Annotated in this window: 18 protein-coding genes; 8 read left to right on the forward strand and 10 right to left on the reverse strand. The window is 61.4% G+C overall.

All coding sequences use genetic code 11. The features are described 5' to 3' along the window. Window positions 1-59 precede the first annotated feature (59 nt). Window positions 60-2,420, forward strand: a complete 2,361-nt coding sequence (locus tag QM596_RS06005; protein WP_283308370.1) for an ATP-binding protein — start codon at window positions 60-62, stop codon at window positions 2,418-2,420. On the opposite strand, the gene QM596_RS06010 is transcribed toward QM596_RS06005, so the two are convergent. Beyond that, window positions 2,395-2,631 (reverse strand): PhlB family protein, encoded by a 237-nt coding sequence (locus QM596_RS06010; protein ID WP_020970572.1) that lies wholly within the window; start codon window positions 2,629-2,631, stop codon window positions 2,395-2,397. The genes QM596_RS06005 and QM596_RS06010 overlap by 26 nt on opposite strands. Window positions 2,632-2,821: 190 nt before the next feature. Continuing rightward, window positions 2,822-3,361, reverse strand: coding sequence for a C40 family peptidase (locus QM596_RS06015; protein WP_021332140.1), 540 nt, complete (start codon window positions 3,359-3,361; stop codon window positions 2,822-2,824). Window positions 3,362-3,660: 299 nt separating this feature from the next. Between QM596_RS06015 and QM596_RS06020 the strand changes: the two genes are divergently transcribed. Continuing rightward, the gene (locus tag QM596_RS06020; RefSeq protein WP_283308371.1) at window positions 3,661-4,554 is read left to right on the forward strand and encodes an alpha/beta fold hydrolase; all 894 of its coding nucleotides are present in this window, start codon (window positions 3,661-3,663) and stop codon (window positions 4,552-4,554) included. Here the strand turns inward: QM596_RS06020 and QM596_RS06025 are convergent. Next, window positions 4,493-5,959: an MFS transporter gene (locus QM596_RS06025; protein ID WP_283308372.1), complete on the reverse strand. Its 1,467-nt coding sequence runs from the start codon at window positions 5,957-5,959 to the stop codon at window positions 4,493-4,495. The two genes, QM596_RS06020 and QM596_RS06025, sit on opposite strands and share 62 nt — an antisense overlap. Before the next feature lie 203 nt (window positions 5,960-6,162). On the opposite strand from QM596_RS06025, the gene QM596_RS06030 reads away from it, so the two are divergent. The 4 genes from QM596_RS06030 (at window position 6,163) to QM596_RS06045 (ending at window position 9,395) form a co-directional block, all read left to right on the forward strand. After that, window positions 6,163-7,059: a LysR family transcriptional regulator gene (locus tag QM596_RS06030; protein WP_283308374.1), complete on the forward strand. Its 897-nt coding sequence runs from the start codon at window positions 6,163-6,165 to the stop codon at window positions 7,057-7,059. Between the two features lie 34 nt (window positions 7,060-7,093). Continuing rightward, on the forward strand, window positions 7,094-7,399 hold the full coding sequence (locus QM596_RS06035) for a DUF6412 domain-containing protein (protein WP_021345368.1): 306 nt from the start codon (window positions 7,094-7,096) through the stop codon (window positions 7,397-7,399). A 112-nt stretch (window positions 7,400-7,511) separates the two neighbouring features. After that, window positions 7,512-8,468, forward strand: coding sequence for a membrane protein insertase YidC (gene yidC, locus QM596_RS06040; RefSeq protein WP_269576977.1), 957 nt, complete (start codon window positions 7,512-7,514; stop codon window positions 8,466-8,468). Between the two features lie 51 nt (window positions 8,469-8,519). Beyond that, complete coding sequence (locus tag QM596_RS06045) at window positions 8,520-9,395, forward strand: oxidoreductase (protein ID WP_020970568.1); 876 nt, start codon at window positions 8,520-8,522, stop codon at window positions 9,393-9,395. A 78-nt stretch (window positions 9,396-9,473) separates the two neighbouring features. Here QM596_RS06045 and QM596_RS06050 read toward each other — a convergent pair whose 3' ends face one another. The 6 genes from QM596_RS06050 to QM596_RS06075 form a co-directional block, all read right to left on the reverse strand. Further along, window positions 9,474-10,481: an NADP-dependent oxidoreductase gene (locus tag QM596_RS06050; RefSeq protein WP_020970567.1), complete on the reverse strand. Its 1,008-nt coding sequence runs from the start codon at window positions 10,479-10,481 to the stop codon at window positions 9,474-9,476. Further along, window positions 10,478-10,906: an organic hydroperoxide resistance protein gene (locus QM596_RS06055; protein ID WP_003939720.1), complete on the reverse strand. Its 429-nt coding sequence runs from the start codon at window positions 10,904-10,906 to the stop codon at window positions 10,478-10,480. The genes QM596_RS06050 and QM596_RS06055 overlap by 4 nt, the downstream gene beginning before the upstream one ends. Beyond that, window positions 10,903-11,364 (reverse strand): MarR family winged helix-turn-helix transcriptional regulator, encoded by a 462-nt coding sequence (locus QM596_RS06060; RefSeq protein ID WP_283308376.1) that lies wholly within the window; start codon window positions 11,362-11,364, stop codon window positions 10,903-10,905. The genes QM596_RS06055 and QM596_RS06060 overlap by 4 nt, the downstream gene beginning before the upstream one ends. 78 nt (window positions 11,365-11,442) lie before the next feature. Next, the gene (locus QM596_RS06065; protein ID WP_283308377.1) at window positions 11,443-12,825 is read right to left on the reverse strand and encodes a condensation domain-containing protein; all 1,383 of its coding nucleotides are present in this window, start codon (window positions 12,823-12,825) and stop codon (window positions 11,443-11,445) included. Beyond that, complete coding sequence (locus QM596_RS06070) at window positions 12,825-14,297, reverse strand: condensation domain-containing protein (RefSeq protein WP_029536943.1); 1,473 nt, start codon at window positions 14,295-14,297, stop codon at window positions 12,825-12,827. The genes QM596_RS06065 and QM596_RS06070 overlap by 1 nt, the downstream gene beginning before the upstream one ends. Continuing rightward, on the reverse strand, window positions 14,230-15,780 hold the full coding sequence (locus QM596_RS06075) for a condensation domain-containing protein (RefSeq protein ID WP_283308378.1): 1,551 nt from the start codon (window positions 15,778-15,780) through the stop codon (window positions 14,230-14,232). Before QM596_RS06075 ends, QM596_RS06070 begins: the two co-directional genes overlap by 68 nt. A 472-nt stretch (window positions 15,781-16,252) precedes the next feature. Here QM596_RS06075 and sthA point away from each other — a divergent pair, with 472 nt between their 5' ends. Continuing rightward, window positions 16,253-17,665: a Si-specific NAD(P)(+) transhydrogenase gene (sthA, locus tag QM596_RS06080; protein WP_007733953.1), complete on the forward strand. Its 1,413-nt coding sequence runs from the start codon at window positions 16,253-16,255 to the stop codon at window positions 17,663-17,665. A gap of 151 nt (window positions 17,666-17,816) precedes the next feature. Beyond that, window positions 17,817-18,719: a hypothetical protein gene (locus QM596_RS06085; protein WP_019745033.1), complete on the forward strand. Its 903-nt coding sequence runs from the start codon at window positions 17,817-17,819 to the stop codon at window positions 18,717-18,719. A 317-nt stretch (window positions 18,720-19,036) separates the two neighbouring features. On the opposite strand, the gene QM596_RS06090 is transcribed toward QM596_RS06085, so the two are convergent. Next, window positions 19,037-19,471, reverse strand: coding sequence for a hypothetical protein (locus tag QM596_RS06090; RefSeq protein ID WP_256063166.1), 435 nt, complete (start codon window positions 19,469-19,471; stop codon window positions 19,037-19,039). Window positions 19,472-19,478: the final 7 nt, after the last annotated feature.

A 19,478-nucleotide genomic window follows, 5' to 3' on the forward strand; every position in this document is an offset into this window, starting at 1 on the left:
GTGCAGTTCGCGGGGGTAGCGTTGCTTTTGGAGTGGAATCGCAGAAAGCGAGTCGGTCGATGGCATCCGCTGTGCGTGCAGAAGCCGATCATCGGGTTGTCGGCAACTTGCCGTTGGAGTTGACGAGTTTTGTCGGTCGGCGGCGTGAGTTGGCCGATGCCAGAAGATTGTTCGAGTCGTCCCGTTTGTTGACGCTGACCGGCGTTGGGGGCGTGGGCAAGACGCGTCTGGCGATCCGGCTTGCGGGTGCGCTGCAGCGGGTGTTCAGCGACGGTACCTGGTTGGTGGAGTTGGGGGAGCTGTCGGATCCGGATCTGCTCGCGGACTACGTCGCCGTGACGTTGGGGGTGCGGCCGGTTTCGTCGTCTGATCCGCTGCGCGCTGTGATCGACTTTTGCGCTGATCGGAGTCTGCTGTTGGTGTTCGACAACTGTGAACACCTGGTGGATTCGGTTGCCGGGTTCGCCGGGGCGATCTTGCGTCGGTGTGCCGGTGTGAAGATTCTGGCGACGTCGCGAGAGTCTCTGGGTGTGGGCGGTGAGGTGGCGATGCGGGTTCCTTCTCTCACTACGCCGGAACTGCGGGGGCCGCGCGCTTTCGACGGGCTGGCTCGGTACGAGTCTGTTTTGTTGTTCGCAGAACGAGCTGCGACTGTGGTGCCGGGTTTCGTGTTGACCGAAGGGAACCGAAATGCGGTTGCCCGTATCTGCCACGATCTGGACGGATTGCCGTTGCCGATCGAGTTGGCTGCTGCTCGGCTGCGATCTATGTCGGCGGAGCAGATCATGGATCGGCTTTCGGATCGTTACCGCCTGTTGACTTCCGGTGGGCGTGATGTTCCCAGTCGTCAGCAGACCCTGCGCTTGTCGATCGATTGGAGTTACGACTTGTGCTCACCTCCGGAGCAGCAGCTGTGGGGTCGGCTGACAGTATTTTCCGGCGGGTTCGAGCTTGACGCTGCCGAGGGAGTGTGCGGGCAGGATTCGAGTTCGACGGAAGTGCTCGATCTCGTCACTGCGTTGGTCGAGAAGTCCATCCTCATTCGTGAGGAGATCGACGGCACCGTTCGCTATCACCTGCTCGACCTTCTGCGGGAGTACGGACGAGAGAAGGCCGAGATCTCGAACGACTACGTGGAACTTCGACGGCGCCACCGTGATTGGTTCGAAGCGCTGGTCGTTCGTGCGGAAGCCGAGTGGATCAGTGACCGGCAAGCGGCGTGGATCGCACGGCTGGATCGTGAACTGCACAACGTCTACGACGCGCTGGAGTTTTCGATCTCGACGCCGGGTCAGACGCGATCAGCGACACGAATGGTAGCGGCGCTGTACCAATTCTGGGTTCTCGGTGGTCGGATCGCTTCGGCGCGGCACTGGGCGGATCGAACCCTGAGAGCTTCCGATGGGGAGCCGGACACGTATCGCGTGGAAATTCTGTGTATCGACGCCGTAGCGCATGCGATGCAGGGTGACCTCGTCCGGGCGCGCGGACAGGTAGAGGAGAGTTGGCGCCTTGCCGAGGTCGTGGGAGATGTACGCTCTCGAGGCCTGGCTGGATGGGCGGACGGATATGTCGACACATTCACCGGCGAATTCGACACTGCCGCCAGGAAGTTGGAGGCTGCCCTAAAGGTTTTCCAATCAGCCGAGAATCTGGAGTACAAAGTGGCCGGTTTGGTTGCCCTCGGCCTCGCGTGCATCTTTACCGGCGCGCTGGAGCGGTCGGTGGAGTGTTTCAACGAGTCCCTTGCCATCACCGGACCGCTGCACGAAGTGATGTATCAGGCGACGGCGTTGAGCAATCTAGGGCTGGTGGATTGGTTTCGGGGTGACCTCGAGCACGCCCGTGACCATTTGGCGCGAAGTCTGCGGGCCACGGCCGCTTCAATGAACTCGGCGTGGTGTATCGAACAGTTGGCGTGGATTGCTGCAGCGCAACGTGATTGGAAGCAATCGGCGGTTCTGCTCGGCGCTGCGGCGATGTACTGGCAGAAGGTCGGGAGTCGGCTCGCGCTGCTTCCGACCTTGCCACCCCACCATGACAAGGCGGCAAACGATGCTCAAAAGGCATTGGGTAAGAGTGCTTTCGACAAGGAGTTTCACCGGGGAATTGTGATGACCGAGGGTGAAGCTGTCGCGTACGCGCTCGACGAGCATCTCAGAGTCCCGGACACATCGTCGACCGAGGCGATTCGACTCACCCGTCGTGAGCAGCAAGTTGCGGAACTGGTTGCTCAGGGCCTCACCAACCGCGCTGTCGCAGAGCACCTCGTCATTTCGCCACGGACAGCACAGGGGCACGTGGAGCACGTGCTGACGAAATTGGGCTTCACCTCCAGAGCGCAGATCGCGGCGTGGGTGGTATCGACTGCGCAAGAGCGTGACTCGCGCGAGGTCAATGGTTCAGCAGATCGGAACTGAAGTCCGATTGCAGTTCTCCCCGATCGTCGCCGCACAGGCAGAACACCGGGTACCGCTTACCTAGTTCTCGCCGTTGAAACAATACTCGCAGCGGTCCGGACGCATCCGCGCGCGGGGATTCCGTGAGCAACGTGTACAGCCACGGCCCCTCGTCCAATTCGACGATGGCGAGAACGGTCGTGGGGTCGCCGTGAACCGTTCGCCAGGACACGACAGTGCCGTCTCCGCAACACCGCGTTACGTCCAACCGCGCCCCGCGACACCTGGTGCAGACCGCGCTCGCGGGGGAGAGGATGGCATCACATTCCGCGCAATGGGGGAGTGTCAAGCATTCGGATCGTGATGAACGGCCCGAATATCGTTGCGATACAAGACTTTTTGTCAAGCTGACGTGATACATATCAGTAGCGCCGGGCGAGATAGTATGGCATCGAGTCCACGGGTGCGCGTTTGACCGACTCCCCGGACGTCGGGGCGTGAAGGACCTCACCGCCTCCGGCATAGATCCCCACATGTTCCCCGCCGTAGTACAGGACTACGTCACCTGGCTGGAGATCGTCCCGGGAAATCGGAGCTCCGCCGACCGCCTGGTCGTAGGTAGTTCGCGGAATTGAAACGCCCGCTTGTGCATAGGCCCATTGAACGAGGCCGGAGCAGTCGAACGAGTCCGGTCCGGTCGCGCCCCAGACGTACGGTGCGCCGATCTTGGACTCTGCGGCTGCCAATGCGCGGCCTCCATCCGAGGAAGCGAAAGCTGACACTTTCGCCGGATTCGTGACGACGGAAACTCCGGCGGTGTTCCAGTCCGGAAGTAAGGGGGCCTGAGCGTTCGCGGTGTCGATACTGACGGCAAGGGTTGTCAGTGAAAGCGCGCCGATGACAAGCGCCCTTCCGAGTGCGTTCTTCGTCGTGCTGGGGCTGGTGAATCGGTGGTGCGACATTTCTCGTGTTGCCTTCGCGTCGGTGCGTCCCGAAGCAGGTATCCGGCTGGGCGTGATCGGGCTTCGGCTTGTGACACACAGCCTGGTTTCGCCTCGACGTGTTCGCGCCGGTCAGTTGGACGGGATGCATACCTGTTTTCGAGTGGCATGTCGGCAATCGTGACGTCTCGCGAAGTGGCAGAAGAAAGAAGTAGGTACCGATGCAGGTACTACGGTCGTCGCCGCGCCGGTGCGTGCGCGGCAATATCGAGTTCGATACTTCACCCGGAGAAAAACCTCACCTGAACTGGGATTTGATCATGATTGTCACCGCAAGTCGAACCGATGCATTGATCGAGTGGCGCACCGCCGTGGTCGATTCTCGACCTGTCGACTTCGGCGTCGGTGGGCACGGCGAGACAGTGCTGTTTCTGCACGGTTGGGGGTTGTCCCCTCGCGCCTATGGATCGGCGCTTGCTGCCGTCGTTCACCGGGGATCCAGGGTGATTGCGCCTGCGCTTCCGGGACTTGGCGGTACGGCTGAACTAGACCGAGCCGATCGCAACTTCGAAGGTTATGCGGCGTGGGTGACTCGGTTTCTGGACGCGGCCGGAGTTACCGGTCCGGTGACCGTCGTCGGGCATTCGTTCGGTGGCGGTGTAGCGACAGCAGTGGCGCGGGACTTCCCCACGCGAGTCTCGCGCTTGGTTCTGGTGAACTCGGTTGGTGGTGGCGTGTGGTCGAGTGCTGGTGGTCAGGAGCGCCCGATTCGCGAACGTCCGTGGTGGAACTGGTGTGTGTCGGCGATGGTCGAGGCTGCCGAGTCGGTACACGCTCGCAGAATCCCACAGTTTCGACTCGACGAGTTCGCGTTCAACGCGCTTCGCAACGCCCATGGAGTGTGGCAAACGGGCAACCTCGCGCGGACTGCGGATCTCATCGATGCACTCGAAGAGATCGCAGTCCGCGCGATGCCTGTTGTCGTGTTGTGGGGAGCTGATGATCATGTGATTCCGCGAACGAGTTTTCATGCTGTCTGCGCCGCCTTGGGTGATCCCGAGGTTCGCGAGGTTCCTGGCAATCACAATTGGCTTATCGACGATGCGGAGTTGTTCGGCCAGATGTTGACGGAATCACAGGCCGGACGAGCTGTCAGTGCACCTGTTCTGTCTCCTTCGTTCGTGTTCTGTTCGACCACGCGGATTGCGCAGTGACCAGGCAGCCGGCGATCAGGGTGATGACCGCGATGACGCGCACGGAGCTGTCCGCGCCGGTGGTGAAGGCACTCAGGACGGCGTCGTGAGCGAGGGGAGTGTCGGCCATCTCGAGTCCGTCTGCGACCGTGCGTGGCGCGGCGCCGTCTCCGTCGCGCATCGAGTCGGGCAATGCGCTGATGAAACGGCTGGTCAAGATGGTGCCGATGACGGCGACGCCCAAGGCGCTGCCGAATTCTCGTGCCGTCGCCTGCAGTCCTGAACCGACGCCTGCCTGTTCGAGGGGCAGCGAGTCCGCGATGTCGTGAGTCAATACGGGGAGCGCGGCTGCCGCGCCGATGCCGATGACGACGAGCCACAACGCGTAGGCGAAATAGGGAGTGTGGGCTGTGCTGGTCGACAGCCCGAACATGCCGACCCCGATGAACGCGAACGCTGCCGCCACGGTGATGGTGGAACCCAGACGAGCCGAGATCAGCGGCACGAAGCGAGCACCGAACAGCAGTGGAATGGTCAGCGGTATCACCGCCAGGCCGGTGGTGAGAACGCTGAATCCCTTGGCGTACTGCAGAAATGATGCGTTGACGTAGAACAGTGCGAACAGACCGAAGAACGCGACGGTCATTCCCAGGCATCCCGCGCGCAGCAGAGGAAGGCGGAACAACCGCGGATCCAGCAAGGGTTGCTCGACGCGGAGCTCGACGATGATCCATGCCGCATAAAGCGCCGCCGACGCGACGAATGCTGAGATCACCGTGATGCTGCCCCAACCACTTTCGGGTCCTTCGATGACACCGACCAGCAACCCGAACGTCGCCGCCGTCAGCAAGACGGTTCCGACAGGGTCGAGACCGCGGTGATTTCGAGGGGTGCGAGGAGCGAGATAGGCGACTGCGGCAGCACCTGCCAACGCGATGGGTACGACGGCGACGAACAACCAGCGCCAGGACCCGGTCTGCAGAAGCGCGCCACCACCGACATTCCCTGCCACGCCGCCGAATCCGGTCGACGATGCCCAAATGGCAATTGCGCGAGGACGCTTCTGTGGGGGAGTCGCGTGCATGAGGATTGCGAGGCTGTTCGACAGAACACAGGCGGCTCCGACTCCGGTGACGCAGCGGCCGATCAGCATCACCGCCACTGTGGGGGAACTCGCGGACACGGCGGCGCCTGCTGCGAAGAGGATCAACCCGATGGTCAGCACCCCTTTGCGTCCGAAGCGATCACCGAGTGCCCCGCAGGGGATCACCAGACAGGCGAAGACCGTGACGTAGGAATCGACGATCCATAGAAGCTGCGTCGAGGAAGGATGCAGAGACCCGGACGTCAGGAGCGGAACTGCCAGGTTGATGGCAGCGACGAACGCAATAACGAGGACGGTGACCGCGCACAACGTTGCGAGCACCAATCCTTGTCGCGCGTCCGAGTTCGCCCGACTCTCCGTCGGTATCGAAGTATTTGTGGACAAGACGCACCTCTTTGCGGAAATTTGTTCTATTGCGGGAGTTGTTGATCGACAGCCAATTCGGCTACTGAAACGACAGTAGGGATCTCGGTAACGTGCGTCTAATGCAAAGATTGCAGTAGATAGTTGCGTATGGTGCAACTATGGCGATGGATATGGACCTCAATCTTTTGAGAGTGTTCGACGCTCTGGTGGCGGAGGGCAGTGTCACCGGCGCGGCCGAGCGATTGAACTTGTCGATACCGGCAACCAGTAGGGCTTTGGGGCGTCTCCGGCGTGCGATGGGTGACCCGATCTTTGTTCGTGCCGGGCGTGGGTTGGTACCGACGCCCTTTGCGTTGCGTGCAGCACCTCAGGTCCGATCGCTCCTGGAAGGGGCGCAAGGCCTGTTGATCGGCCGCAAGAACTTCGAACCAGCAGAGCTCGAGCGGACTTTCGTGGTCCGAATCAACGAGGGCACGGCGGCCAGCCTCACCCCGGCTCTGGTCAGGCGTTTCGCGGCGGAAGCGCCGAACGCTGTAATCCGTTGTGTCGGAGAGGGAAACGAGGACGTCGACTCGCTGAGGAACGGTTCGATCGATCTCGATATCGGCACTGATCCGTTGCCGTCGTCGGATGTGTGCAGTGAGATTCTCTACCGAGAGCGTCATGTGGGCTTGGTATCGAAGTCGTCGCCGTTGGCCCGCACGGCTCAGCCGACACTCGCGCAGTTGTGTGAGCATCCACATGTCTCGACATCCAGACGTGGCCGGACACACGGACCGATCGACGACGCGTTGTCCGCAGTCGGAATGCGCCGGCGGGTGATCGCGGTGGTTGCCTCGCCCGTTGCGGCGGCGCTCATGGCGGCCGACAGCGATCTCGTTGCACTGGTGCCGGAAAGGCTTGCCCGATACTTTGCCGCTCGCCTCGATGTCGCCTGGTTTGCGGTGCCGACCGAACTACCGGCCGTCACCATCCACCAACAGTGGCACGGTCGGCTGGACCACGATCCAGCACACAAATGGCTGCGCGAACAAGTACGTGAGGCAAGCGTCTAGCTGGATTCGGCAGATGTTCTGTACTCTCGCAGTCATGCAACAGCGGAGCACGGGAACGGTGACACGGTCACTGTTGCTGCTTCTGCTGCCGTTCATCGCTCTTCTCGCCGTGCCTCCGCTTGGATCGTCGGGTAGCGCCGCGGTGCTGGGAACTGCGATTGCCGTCTTCGTGGTCGCAGCCCTCGCAACGTCGTCGAAGTACGAACTTCTGCAGCTGTGCACGGTTTCGGCCACTGGCCCCTCTGATGACGAACGCTGCCTGCGTGGCGCTTTCCGCAGGCAGAGCAGCCCGGACGCGCCCGGCCGTCCACAGCCTCGAGCTCCGGGAATCGGTCTGTAGATCGGCCGTCGGCGGGTGTGAACTCGTCGTAGGTCGGTCAGACGTCTTGCGTCCACGACCATTCCCGCGCTCTCATCTCTCTGAGCGTGCCTCTCGGTGAGGTTCATTCGTCATGCTCGATTTTGTCTACTACCCCGTGTCCGGAATCCTCTGGTTCTGGCACAAGGTCTTTTCACTGATCTCCGGATCACCCGACAACGGCGTCGTATGGGCGTTGTCGGTCGTATTTCTGGTCTTCACGCTCAAGGCTTTGCTGTTCAAACCCTTCGTCAAGCAGGTCCGCACCCAACTGGTGATGCAGAAGCTGCAACCTCAGATCAAGGCGTTGCAGAAGAAGTATTCGGGTGACCGGCAGAAACTCACTGTCGAGATGGCCAAGCTGCAGAAGGAACACAACTACAGTCCGTTGCTCGGCTGTCTGCCGATGCTCGTTCAGGCACCGGTGTTCATCGGCCTTTATCACGTCCTGCGATCGTTCAATCGGACTGGAGCGGCATCGCACGTCCCGTTTCTGAGCCCGACCGAACCGATGTCGGTGGCGGACAACGCGAATACGGCCAACTACTTCTTCAGTGCCTCGGACGTGCAGTCGTTTCTCGACGCCAAACTGTTCGGCGCGCCGTTGTCCGCCATGATTTCGAGTCCGGCAGCGCAACTGGAAGCGTTCGGCGACGTCAGCCGTATCTCCATCGTTCTGGTTGCCGTACCGCTGATGATCTTCGCCGCCGTCGCTACACATTTCACGTCGCGGGCGTCCATCGCGCGCCAAGTGGACACCGGAACCGTCAACCCTCAAACAGCGATCATGAACAAGCTCGCATTGTGGGTGTTTCCGGTGGGTGTGATCGCTTTCGGTGCTTTCGCGCCCGTGGCGATCCTGCTGTATTTCGTGAGTAACAACTGCTGGACGCTGGGACAACAGCATTTGGTCTACGGCCGGATCGCGGCGGAGCAGAAGGAAGCTGAATCGTCGCCCACACCCGGAGTGACTGCGCCCCCGTCGCCCAGGGTGGCTGCAGCACCGCCGCTGCCGGGTGCAAAGCCGATCCGCGCCAAACGCAAGCGATGACCGAAAAGCGACCCCTCCCTACCGGCGGGTAAGGCACGTACGCTGGAATGCATGACCAAATGGACCGCAGAAGACGTAGTCGATCAGACCGGCCGCACATTTGTCGTCACGGGGGCGAACAGCGGACTGGGTGAGGTAGTCGCACGGGCGCTTGGCAAAGCCGGGGCCGACGTCGTCCTCGCCTGTCGTGACACCACGAAGGCCGACGCCGTAGCCGCCGAGATCGGACCCAACGCGGTTGTCCGTAAATTGGACCTCTCGGATCTGTCGTCGGTACGAGCCTTTGCCGACGCAACGGAGAAGGTCGACGTCCTGGTGAACAACGCCGGCGTGATGGCGGTTCCGTTTCGCCGGACTGTCGACGGATTCGAAATGCAGATCGGCACAAACCATCTCGGGCACTTCGCGTTGACCGGATTGCTGAAGGACAAGCTCACCGACCGTGTCGTGACGATGTCCAGTGCCCTGCATCAGCTCGGAACTGTCGATCTGGACGATCTCAATTTCGAGCGTCGGAAGTACAACCGCTGGTTGGCCTACGGGCAGTCCAAGCTTGCCAATTTGTTGTTCACGTACGAACTTCAACGCAGGCTTGCGGCCTCGGGATCTTCGCTCAAAGCGCTTGCTTCGCATCCGGGATACGCGTCGACGAACCTGCAGGGTCACACCGAGTCGATCCAGGACAAGCTGATGGGAATCGGCAATTCGATCTTCGCGCAGTCCGCGGAGATGGGTGCCCTTCCCGAACTGTGGGCGGCAACCGCGCCGGATGCCTTCGGCGGCAGTTACATCGGACCGGACGGTCCGTTCGAGCAGCGAGGTTATCCGAAGGTCGTGGGGTCGAACAAGAAGTCACACGATTCGAAGACAGCCTCGGGTTTATGGACACTGTCGGAGAAGTTGACCGGAGTCTCGTTCGGGATCTGATTCAGATATGAAGGTGGCCGCGAACTTCGAGAAGTTCGCGGCCACCTTCATATTCGTTCGAGCCAGATGTTGTTCGGGTTACAGCGTGACAACCATCTTGCCGGTGTTCGCGCCGCGCATCAGGTCGATGAAAGCCTGCGGTGCATTCTCCAGGCCTTCGACGATGGTCTCGTCCCACTGAATCTTGTTGTCGGCGAGCCACCCTGCCATGTGGGTGCGGAACTCGCCACCGAGGTGACGGTAGCCGCCCACGAGGAATCCGCGCAGTGTGAGCTGCTTGCCGATCACCAGTGCCAGGTTGTGGGGAGCGGTGGGCTTCTCGGTGGTGTTGTACTGAGCGATGGCTCCGCACAAGGCAATCCGGCCACCCTGGTTCATGGCATCGATGGCGGCTTCGAGATGCTCGCCACCGACGTTGTCGAAGTACACGTCGATGCCCTCAGGGGCGGCAGCGGCGAGCAGTTCGGTGATCGGGCCGTCGTGGTAGTCGAATGCCGCATCGAATCCGAGTTCGAGAAGTCGGGCAACCTTCGCCGGTGAACCGGCGCTGCCGATTACTCGCTTCGCTCCAAGCAACTTGGCGATCTGACCGACGAGCGATCCGACGGCACCGGCTGCGCCGGAGACGAATACGGTATCGCCTTCCTTGAACTCCGCAACCGCGGTGAGGCCGGCATACGCGGTGAGGCCAGTCATGCCGAGGGCACCCAGGTAGGCCGTCGCCGGCGCGATGGACGTGTCGGCCGGAGTCACTGCGGATCCGTCGAGGATGGCGTATTCACGCCATCCGAGGCCGTGGACGACAACGTCGCCCACAGCGCGATCAGCCGACTTGGATTCGACGACCTCGCCGACAGCACCACCGTCGAGCGGCGCACCGACCTGGAACGGCGGAAGGTAGGACTTCACGTCGTTCATTCGGCCGCGCATATACGGGTCGACGGAGATGGCGATGTTGCGGACCAGGATCTGGCCGTCTTCGAGTTCGGGGAGTTCTACTTCGGCGGTGGCGAAGTTCTCCGAGGTTGGCCAACCGTTCGGGCGTGAAGCGAGACGGATTTCCCGGCTGACAGTGGTGGTGCTCATTCGTCGTCCTTACTTACTTCGAGGGTGACCTCGATGTTGCCGCGAGTTGCATTGGAGTACGGGCACACCTGGTGCGCCTTCTCCGTCAGCTCGACGGCCTGATCATGGGGCAGATGGGGGAGTGAAACCTCCAGCGTCACAGCAAGTCCGAAGCCTCCTGCGCCGTTGGGGCCGATACCGACCCGCGCACCGACTGCGGAATCAGCCACGTTGGCCTTCTCGGCGCGGGCGACCATCTGCAGAGCGGAGTGGAAGCATGCTGCGTATCCGGCGGCAAAGAGTTGCTCGGGGTTGGTGCCTTCGCCGCTGCCACCCATTTCCTTGGGAATGGCGAGGCCGAGATCGAGGCGTCCGTCCGAAGTGCGAGCGTGACCGTTGCGGCCTTCGCCGGTGGCAAGTGCTTCTGCGGTGTAGACGATGTTCATGACTTCTTCTTTCCGTCGGAGTGGGCGTTGGATGCTTGAAGTGACTCACCGAGACGAGTGAGAACGTCTCGGAGTTCGGTGAGTTCGTCGTTACTCAGACCAGTGGCGCCTGCGAGCTTGGCCGGGATGTCCTCGGCCTTGCTGCGCAAGGTGGAACCCGCCTCGGTCAGGTGAATCTCGACGCGACGCTCGTCCGTGGTGAGGCGGCGGCGCTCGATGAATCCCAGACCCTCCAGCCTCTTGAGCAACGGCGACAGAGTTCCGGTATCGAGATCGAGTGCCTCACAGATCTCACGCACGCCCCGGCCGTCTCGTTCCCAGAGTGTCAACAGGACGAGGTACTGGGGATACGTGATTCCCAGTACCTCGAGCATTGCCCGGTACGCGGCCGTAGTGGCCCGCGACGCCGAATAGAGGGCGAAGCAGACCTGGCGTTCGAGAGCGAGTGGGTTGGTCACGAGAACAACTGTAGCGCACAGTTAAGTTGTGCACAACAAAGAAGTGTCAAATAGATCTGCGGATGCACAGCCGTCTGGTTACGGCGTCGACAGAATCTCGGATACGCACTCGAGGAAGGTGAGCACTGCCTGGGCCGCGGGTGCCGGAAATCGGGTGCGCACTGCCAGCCCGTCGTTGGTGCGCGAAAACCAGAACTGAACGTCGTCGGCGCTCGACACGCGACTGAGTTGCTGCGGATTGATCGGCGCAGGTTGTGAGTCGCCGGGCCGTGATTCGCGGGGGCGAGATCCACCGGGCATGGTCCGGTAGTCGGCGTAGGACACCGAGAAGATGTCTCGGCGAGTGGGCGAAACCTCGGGTCCCAAGCTCCTCAACACTTGTCTCGACGACACGGACGACAGTGAAAGTGACTCGTGGAAAGCGAGATTGACTGCCCGAGCCGTGCTGTGAAGATCATCCATGCTCGTCACGGTGATGGGTGCATTGGCCACCAGCCAGCCGAAGGTGTGGTTGTGCCGCGGTTCCCGACGCGTGTGAACAGGGAACAGAAGGCGTGTGTCTCTCTTGTCGGTCAATTGTGTTGTGGCCAAACCGATCGACGCAAGAATCGCACCGAACGACGAGTGTCGATGATCGGCGCAGTTCTGGTCGAACAGCTCTGCTTCGTCGGCGTCGAGGAGCATTCGGGTGTCTGTGCCCTGGGGCGACATGGTCCCGGCGGGCAGCCCCAGATCTACGGGAAAATGGGGAGTGTCACCCCCGCAAGATCGAAGGAAAGACCGCCACCCCGAAATGCGGTGGTCGCCGGGCTCTGGATCCGCGGTTGCCGATTCACGGAAGCAGTAGTTGAGGAAACTCCCGGGCTCGGGCAAGAGATCTGACGCGATCGGATTACGGTCCGCCCGCGTGTATTCACGATACAGAGTGCTGATCTCGGTAATTGCGATGCTCATGGACCAGCCGTCGCAGATGGCATGGTCGAATCCGCAGATCACTGTCGACTGGTCCTCGCGGGTGATGGCCCCGAGAAAGTAGGCGGGAAACGCAAAAGGATTGCACCATCGATCCAAGCGCTCGCCCAGGAGTTCTCGCACCTGTTCCGGCGTTCGCGCGTCCGCCACTGTTTCCTCACGGAGGCGCAGATCGACGACATCGGCGACGTCGACGAACAGCGCCGAGGATTCATCCGCTTCTTCGGCCTGGGAGAACGAGCACGACAGGGCGTCGTGACGGGACGTCCATTCCTCGAAGCTGGCCCGGAGTGCGTCCGTGTCGATCGGGCCGGGAACGTCGAAAGTGGCGGCGAGCCAAGTCGTATCGCCGCGGCTCCCGGCAAGATGCAGCTGCTGATTCGAGGTCGGAGGAACCGGATACGTCGATCCGGTGGAGATTTCGCTCGGCGTCCACTGCAGGATGCGGCCCGGCCGTGCCTCGAACCTGTCGAGAAAGGTGATGTGCATCAGGCGGTCTCCACTTCCTGACGTGCATCCGCCTGACGAACGACACGGTAGTCGCCGGTATCGGCGACCGTTCTCAGGACGTTGCGGAGGTGTCGAAGGTACCGATCCACCGATGTGTGCGCTTGCTCGGTATCGGGGAAACTGACCATCACGTACGTACGGTCTTCCTTCCGGTTGATCCACATCGACAGATCACCCGTCGTTCCTGGCCCACCGAGTGCGCGCGCTTCGAGTTCGTCGTGGTGCTCGGCACCTGGAATCAGGCGCATGTCGATGTACGACACCATCGGCGGGACCGAGGTTCCGCCGATGTCGGATCCGGTCAACTTCGACACCTGGGCGATCACCGAGTGAATGGACACGTCCGCGAGTCCCTTCACGGCTGCGCGAGCAGCGTGAGCAAGGGGGAGTGCATCGGTGAAGGTGGTGACACCACTCAGCGTGAACGAGACCGGGACGAGATTGATGAACCAGCCTTGAGAAAACAGGTATCTCGGATCGGAACGAGTACCGACTGCGTTGAGCGCGAAGTAGTTCGCTCTGTCAGCAACTTCGATCTCGGTGAGGGCGAGGGCTGCGAAGATCCCCGTGGAGAATCCGACGCCATTGGACTTGCACAGCGCTGCGAACGCGGCTGACTCGTCGCTGTCGAGAACGTCGATATGTGTGCGGGTCGACCGGGTCTGTTCGCCCTGCGCGACGCCGAGGTCGAGGGGGAACGTCGGGAGTTGTCCGGCGTTGGCGGCGAGAATCGAAATCCATTGCTGCACAGGTTCTGCGGCTAGGTCGAGGTTCTTCGCCGCTGCCCGTTCTTCGCCGCTGTACTCGACGTAGCTACCGGGAGAGGGAAGTTGAGCGTCGATGCCGGCGCTTTCGGCGATGTACAGCGCACGAAGTTCTTCGACGCCCAACATCAGCGACAGGCCGTCGGTGTGCGAGTGATCGACGCCGTAGTAGATGGTGAAACCGGCGCCGGTGCCGTGCTCGACGGCGCCACTGGTGAACGAAGGCCATTGCAGTGGGCTGGTATCGCCTGCGAAACTTCGGCTGACATGCTCGCGAACCGCATCGGTCGTGTTCAGGGAACCGACGCTGTGCGGCGCGAGTTCGATCGTCGATTCATCCACCACATGACGGTCGATGACCCCGCTGCCGCCAGGATCTTCGGATGGTCTCACCTCGAACCAACTGTGAAGTGTGTTGTGCCGCAAGACAAACGCCTGGACCGCCCGACGCAGTGCCTCCCGATCGAGATCACCGGGCAGAGTGAACGTGAATCCGATCCACGGTGACCAGTCGACGCCTTGTGCGCGCTTGTGATCGGCGGTACGAATGTGTCCCTCTTGGAGGAACGAGAGAGGTTGGTCGCTCAGTGGTGCTCGAGATGCTGCCGTCAGGGACTGCTCAGTAGGCCTGAACTCGGTGAGCGTCCCGGCTTTCGGTGCCCAGAGATCGATGGGTGTCATTTCCATGAGAGTTCTCCTCGATCGGTGCAGCGGTATTGATCGGTACAGCGGTATTGATCGGTACAGCGGTATTGATCGGTACAGCGGTGTTGGTCGGAGGTGTGCATGTGTCGGTCGAGAAGGCAAAGTCCTCTATTTCGCGGCGTAGGAGTCCCGCGAACTGATGGATGTGGCGGCTTGTGCGCGCGTTGCCTGGGTGGCGTATGGCCAGATTGAGCCCTTCGGGAGTCCGTGTGAGCCAGATGTAGACGTCGGTTCCCGAATGATCGCGACTACGAAGGCCTCTGGTCTGCCAGCTCGTCCATTGCTCGGCACCAGGAACGTGACGAACGTCCATGTACGAGAGCACGAACGGCAGGTGCTGCGGGGAGTCGATCAGCTCGCACACTTTCGAGTACGGCAGGGCCGCTGCGGGGCGGACGCGTCGCATCTCCGTGCCGGCAACCTTGGCCAGATCGCTCACGGTTGCTGCGGGAGCAATCGGGATCCTCACCGGCACAACACCGATGAACCATCCCAGCGACGCGGCCCATCGAAGCTCCGAACGGGTGTGTTGCGGCACCACGACGCGGAATTCGTCTGCACCGGTGAGATCACCGGTCACCTTGGCCGCGCACGCGAGTATCGCGGCCAGGAATCCTTGGTTGCTGCGCTTGCTCGCTTCTGCCAGGCGTTCGGCTCCCCGGGCGCTCAGAAGCCAGGCGGACAGGCTCTGCTGAGGGCCTCGGCGTCCGGCGACCGGTTCGGGCAGCGCTGGAAAGAGCGGAGCCTCGCCCTGCGCGTAGAACTCGCGCCACGTCTGCACCGCCGGGTGAGAGCAGTCCGCGTGTCCCACGAGATCTCGTTCCCTGGTGCCGAAGTCGATGTAGCTTCCGGTCTCCGGCGGCGAGGGAGGGCTTCCCTCGCTCGACGAACGGTAGATCGTCTGCAGTTCGTGCGCGGTCAATGCCACCGAATATCCGTCCAGCAGAGCATGATCAGCGGCAAAGACCACGGTGAAATGGTTGGGACCTTCAATTGTCGCGAACTGGTACGCAGGCCACACAAGTGGATCGGTCGACCGGTCGAGCAGTTGCTGCAGATGCGTGAAGACGGACATCGAGGACGCAAGATGTCCGACTTCGTTACCCAGAATTCGGACATCTCCAGGACCCGCGGTGCGTCGGACTATCGCTTCGCCCTCCATGGCGACTCGTGTTCGGAGCACTTCGTGGCGATCGATCCAATGATCGAGAGTGGCCGCCCAGATCCTTCGGTCGAGTCGGTCGTGGATACGAAACGAGGTACCCAGCCACGACGGAGTGCATCCGTCGTTGTGATGGTGCGCCTGCCGTTTCGCCTGCTCGGCATGTTTCAAGTGTGCCTCGTGTATGTAGCTGGCGGGACGCTGGTCGACAGGCCACAGTTCGGGCGGATTCACTGCGGCAGGAGTCCACTCGGTGACGGTCCCAGGAGGTAGGGGATAGTCGGCAAGTTCCGTGAATTCCATTGGGAAACCTGATCTCTCGAGATGGCGAAAGGTGGGGATCGTGAACGGGGGCGGATGTTTGTAACCGAGAGTGACAGATGATTAGTCAAGGCAAGTAGAACGCGACCTGAGGCTCCGCGCAACTGCTTCGGTCCGGGATGTGACGAGGAACATTCTGCTCGTTATTTCGGACAATTCGAATACTGGACATCCGGTTTACTGCCCTGGTCACCTGTCAGTTGATCGATCAATCACTCTGGGGTGAAACAAATTTCAACAGACCGTTGTGAACTCCGTCGGACGGCGAAGAATGTGCGCATGCGAATGTCGGAATATGTTTGTGTGTAGCAATTTTCGTAAGGGTTTGACTGTATCTCTTTTAATTGCAACAGGGTTCGTGTACAGCCGTCGTGCCCGTTCGGCGCGCGGATTGTTCACCGAGTATTGACATGCTCGGCATCTGCCGGTCGTATGCAGACGGTATTTGTAAGCGATGACTGATCCGATGGAATACGACCTGGTTGTGATCGGCTCCGGCCCGGGTGGTCAGAAGGCTGCCATCGCGGCGGCCAAGCTGGGTAAACGGGTAGCGATGGTCGAGAAGGGCAACATGCTCGGGGGAGTGTGCGTCAACACCGGCACCATTCCGTCGAAGACGTTGCGCGAGGCGGTTCTCTACCTCACCGGGATGAACCAACGCGAACTGTACGGCGCAAGTTACCGCGTCAAGGAGAACATCACTCCGGCCGACCTGCTGGCGCGAACCCAGCATGTCATCACCAAAGAAATCGAAGTCGTGCGATCTCAGCTCCTGCGTAACCGCGTCGAATTGTTGGTAGGGGTCGGCTCGTTCGTCGACGAGCACACCATCCTCGTCGAGGACGCCTCGCGCGGAGACAAGATGACGATCACGGCAAAATTCGTTGTGATCGCGACCGGAACGTTGCCTGCCCGCCCGGCGGGGGTGTCCTTCGACAGTCACCGGGTGCTCGACTCCGACGGAATCCTCGATCTGACCTCCATCCCGACCACCATGGTCGTGGTGGGCGCGGGAGTGATCGGTATCGAGTACGCGTCGATGTTCGCGGCACTCGGCACCAAGGTCACCGTCGTCGAGAAGAGAACGTCGATGCTGGACTTCTGTGACCCCGAGGTCATCGAATCGCTTCGGTTCCATTTACGCGATCTGGCGGTCACTTTCCGATTCGGTGAAGAAGTGACGGCCGTCGACGTCGGAGCGAACGGAACGCTTACGACGCTGCGCAGCGGCAAGCAGATTCCCGCCGAGACCGTGATGTACTCGGCGGGACGGCAAGGCCTCACGGCGCCACTCGCGCTGGAGAACGCCGGGCTCGAAGCCGACGAACGTGGCCGCATCTACGTCGACGACAATTTCCGCACCAAGGTCGAACACATCTACGCCGTCGGTGACGTCATCGGCTTCCCGGCGTTGGCGGCGACGTCGATGGATCAAGGTCGACTCGCGGCCTACCACGCCTTCGACGAACCAGGCGCGAAGCTGATGGATCTGCAGCCGATCGGCATCTACTCGATTCCCGAGGTGTCGTACGTAGGCGCCACCGAGGTCGATTTGACCAAGGAATCGGTGCCGTACGAGGTCGGGGTTTCCCGATACCGTGAACTCGCGCGCGGGCAGATCGCCGGCGACACCTACGGGATGCTCAAGATCCTGGTGTCGACGGATGACCTGAAACTGCTCGGCGTTCATATCTTCGGCTCGGGTGCAACGGATCTCGTGCATATCGGCCAAGCGGTGATGGGGTGCGGCGGGACCGTCGAATACCTTGTCGACGCCGTCTTCAACTATCCGACACTGTCCGAGGCGTACAAGGTGGCGGCGCTCGACGTCATGAACAAGATCAGGGCTCTCAAGCAATTCCACTAGGGGTCGGGGTGTCCCCAGGTACCGGTCAGGGTCGGTCGGTGTACTTCTCGGGTAGCACTTGTTCGAATACCTGAGGGTGATGTCAGGCCTGGGAAAATAGGGCAGGGTCTATCTCTATGACCATTGCCCATGAACTTCGTGTGGAATTTCGATGCTGATCGGACTGATTGCCGCGATCGTGGCGTGCGTCGGATACGGCGTGGCGTCGGTGTTGCAGGCGTACGGCGCGCGCAAGTCGGCAGCGGCCGCCGAGCAGCGAGGCGAGGCCGGACACGTGACGGCGACGGGTGGCCCGACCTTGCGTTCGACGTTCGCCGCAGCGCTGACGGCGTCGTTCATCCTGGGCACCGTGCTCGATGCGGTCGGATTCGCCGGTAGTGCCATCTCCGCGCGGCTCATTCCACTGTTCTTGTCGCAGACAGTGGTCAGTGCCAATCTCGTCATCACGGCAGTGCTGGGGACCGTGGTCCTGGGCATCCAGTTGCATCGTCGCGACTGGTTCGCGATCGCCGCGGTGATCGGATCGCTCCTGCTGCTCGGTTTGTCTTCCGGTCACGCGGGCGGCGGGAGTTCCAACGACGTCGTCCACTGGGGTGTCCTGGTGGGCTCGGCGTTGATCTTGTCGATCGGTATCGGTTTGATCCGATGGTTGGGCTCACGCGCAGCAGTTGTCGCCGGGTTGATCTCCGGTGTGTTGTTCGGCTGTCTGGCCATTGCCGTACGCGTGGTCTACGGAATCGATCCGTTCGAAATCGGCACGATGCTCCGCGATCCGGCCGGCTGGGCAATCCTCGTCTCGGGCCTGGGTGGTTTCTATCTGCACACGGTGGCGTTGCAACTGGGATCCGTCAACGGAGCGACAGCGGCACTGGTTGTCGGCGAGACGGTCGTTCCGGGAATCGTCGGCGTCGTGGTGCTCGGCGACGCGTCGAGACCTGGCCTGGAGTGGCTTGCCATCGTCGGATTCGTCGGAGCGATCGCGGGCGCCGTCGCCGTAGCCGTCTTCGGCGCGGCGAGCCACGAGGGGAAACCTGCCGAAGAAGTGACCGTCTGATGCGATAGCGAATGCGGTGCTGTTCGATCGGTCGAGCGGTAACGGAAGCCGCGTTCTTGCGGATAGTTCCAGTGCGCGACCGATGCCTCGCATGTCTCGTGCGGACAACGGCACAAAGAACGGAGGAAAGTGATGAGCAGCTTGGATATTCAACGTTGGTCGAACGACTTCACTGCGCTGACCAAAGTCATTTCGGAAGGCATCGAGCAGTTTGTTCTCCGGTTCATTTCCAGCTGAAGTGATCTGAGCTCGCTGCCTGGCAAGATTATTGATCTCCACCGCGGTTCGGAGGCCGAATCGTGATGAAGCAGAGGTTCTTACGGGGTCTGGGAGGCCTGGGCGGGGGCGAGCAGGTAGGAGAACACGTACGTAACTGCGGCGATGACCGCCAGTACGATCAAGGACGTCGGGAACCCTGCGGCATCTCGCACCGGGGCACCTGAAGCGGTGACGGCCGCCATGAACACTCCGATTACCAACAATGTCACCGCCAAGGCCGAGTACGCAGCGAACCGATGCTTCCAGCAGCAGACTGTGCGCGCCGGCCATGTGTGGCTTGTTCTCAGGGCGCAGCGCCCGCCTGCAACAGCGCTCGAGCCAACAATCAGCCCGACCAGCGCTCCGATGAAAGCGGGTATGAACAGTCCTACCCAGGACCAGGCTCCATCGCCGACTATCGGGATCATCAAGGCAACACCTGTGACCGCGCCTGTGAGCGCAGCCAGACTCAGTTCCTTGTCGACCCAGCTCATGGAACAA

It is taken from the genome of Rhodococcus sp. IEGM 1406 (assembly GCF_030056745.1).
Lineage (GTDB): Bacteria > Actinomycetota > Actinomycetes > Mycobacteriales > Mycobacteriaceae > Rhodococcus_F > Rhodococcus_F erythropolis.

Excerpts from the sequence above, each read along its gene's own strand:
- QM596_RS06015 (WP_021332140.1), bottom strand. The coding sequence starts at position 3,361 with ATGTCGCACCACCGATTCACCAGCCCCAGCACGACGAAGAACGCACTC.
- QM596_RS06070 (WP_029536943.1), bottom strand. The coding sequence starts at position 14,297 with ATGGAAATGACACCCATCGATCTCTGGGCACCGAAAGCCGGGACGCTC.
- sthA (WP_007733953.1), top strand. The coding sequence starts at position 16,253 with ATGACTGATCCGATGGAATACGACCTGGTTGTGATCGGCTCCGGCCCG.
- yidC (WP_269576977.1), top strand. The coding sequence starts at position 7,512 with ATGCTCGATTTTGTCTACTACCCCGTGTCCGGAATCCTCTGGTTCTGG.
- QM596_RS06050 (WP_020970567.1), bottom strand. The coding sequence starts at position 10,481 with ATGAGCACCACCACTGTCAGCCGGGAAATCCGTCTCGCTTCACGCCCG.
- QM596_RS06030 (WP_283308374.1), top strand. The coding sequence starts at position 6,163 with ATGGCGATGGATATGGACCTCAATCTTTTGAGAGTGTTCGACGCTCTG.
- QM596_RS06085 (WP_019745033.1), top strand. The coding sequence starts at position 17,817 with ATGCTGATCGGACTGATTGCCGCGATCGTGGCGTGCGTCGGATACGGC.
- QM596_RS06020 (WP_283308371.1), top strand. The coding sequence starts at position 3,661 with ATGATTGTCACCGCAAGTCGAACCGATGCATTGATCGAGTGGCGCACC.
- QM596_RS06055 (WP_003939720.1), bottom strand. The coding sequence starts at position 10,906 with ATGAACATCGTCTACACCGCAGAAGCACTTGCCACCGGCGAAGGCCGC.
- QM596_RS06035 (WP_021345368.1), top strand. The coding sequence starts at position 7,094 with ATGCAACAGCGGAGCACGGGAACGGTGACACGGTCACTGTTGCTGCTT.
- QM596_RS06090 (WP_256063166.1), bottom strand. The coding sequence starts at position 19,471 with ATGAGCTGGGTCGACAAGGAACTGAGTCTGGCTGCGCTCACAGGCGCG.
- QM596_RS06075 (WP_283308378.1), bottom strand. The coding sequence starts at position 15,780 with ATGGAATTCACGGAACTTGCCGACTATCCCCTACCTCCTGGGACCGTC.
- QM596_RS06005 (WP_283308370.1), top strand. The coding sequence starts at position 60 with ATGGCATCCGCTGTGCGTGCAGAAGCCGATCATCGGGTTGTCGGCAAC.
- QM596_RS06065 (WP_283308377.1), bottom strand. The coding sequence starts at position 12,825 with ATGCACATCACCTTTCTCGACAGGTTCGAGGCACGGCCGGGCCGCATC.
- QM596_RS06045 (WP_020970568.1), top strand. The coding sequence starts at position 8,520 with ATGACCAAATGGACCGCAGAAGACGTAGTCGATCAGACCGGCCGCACA.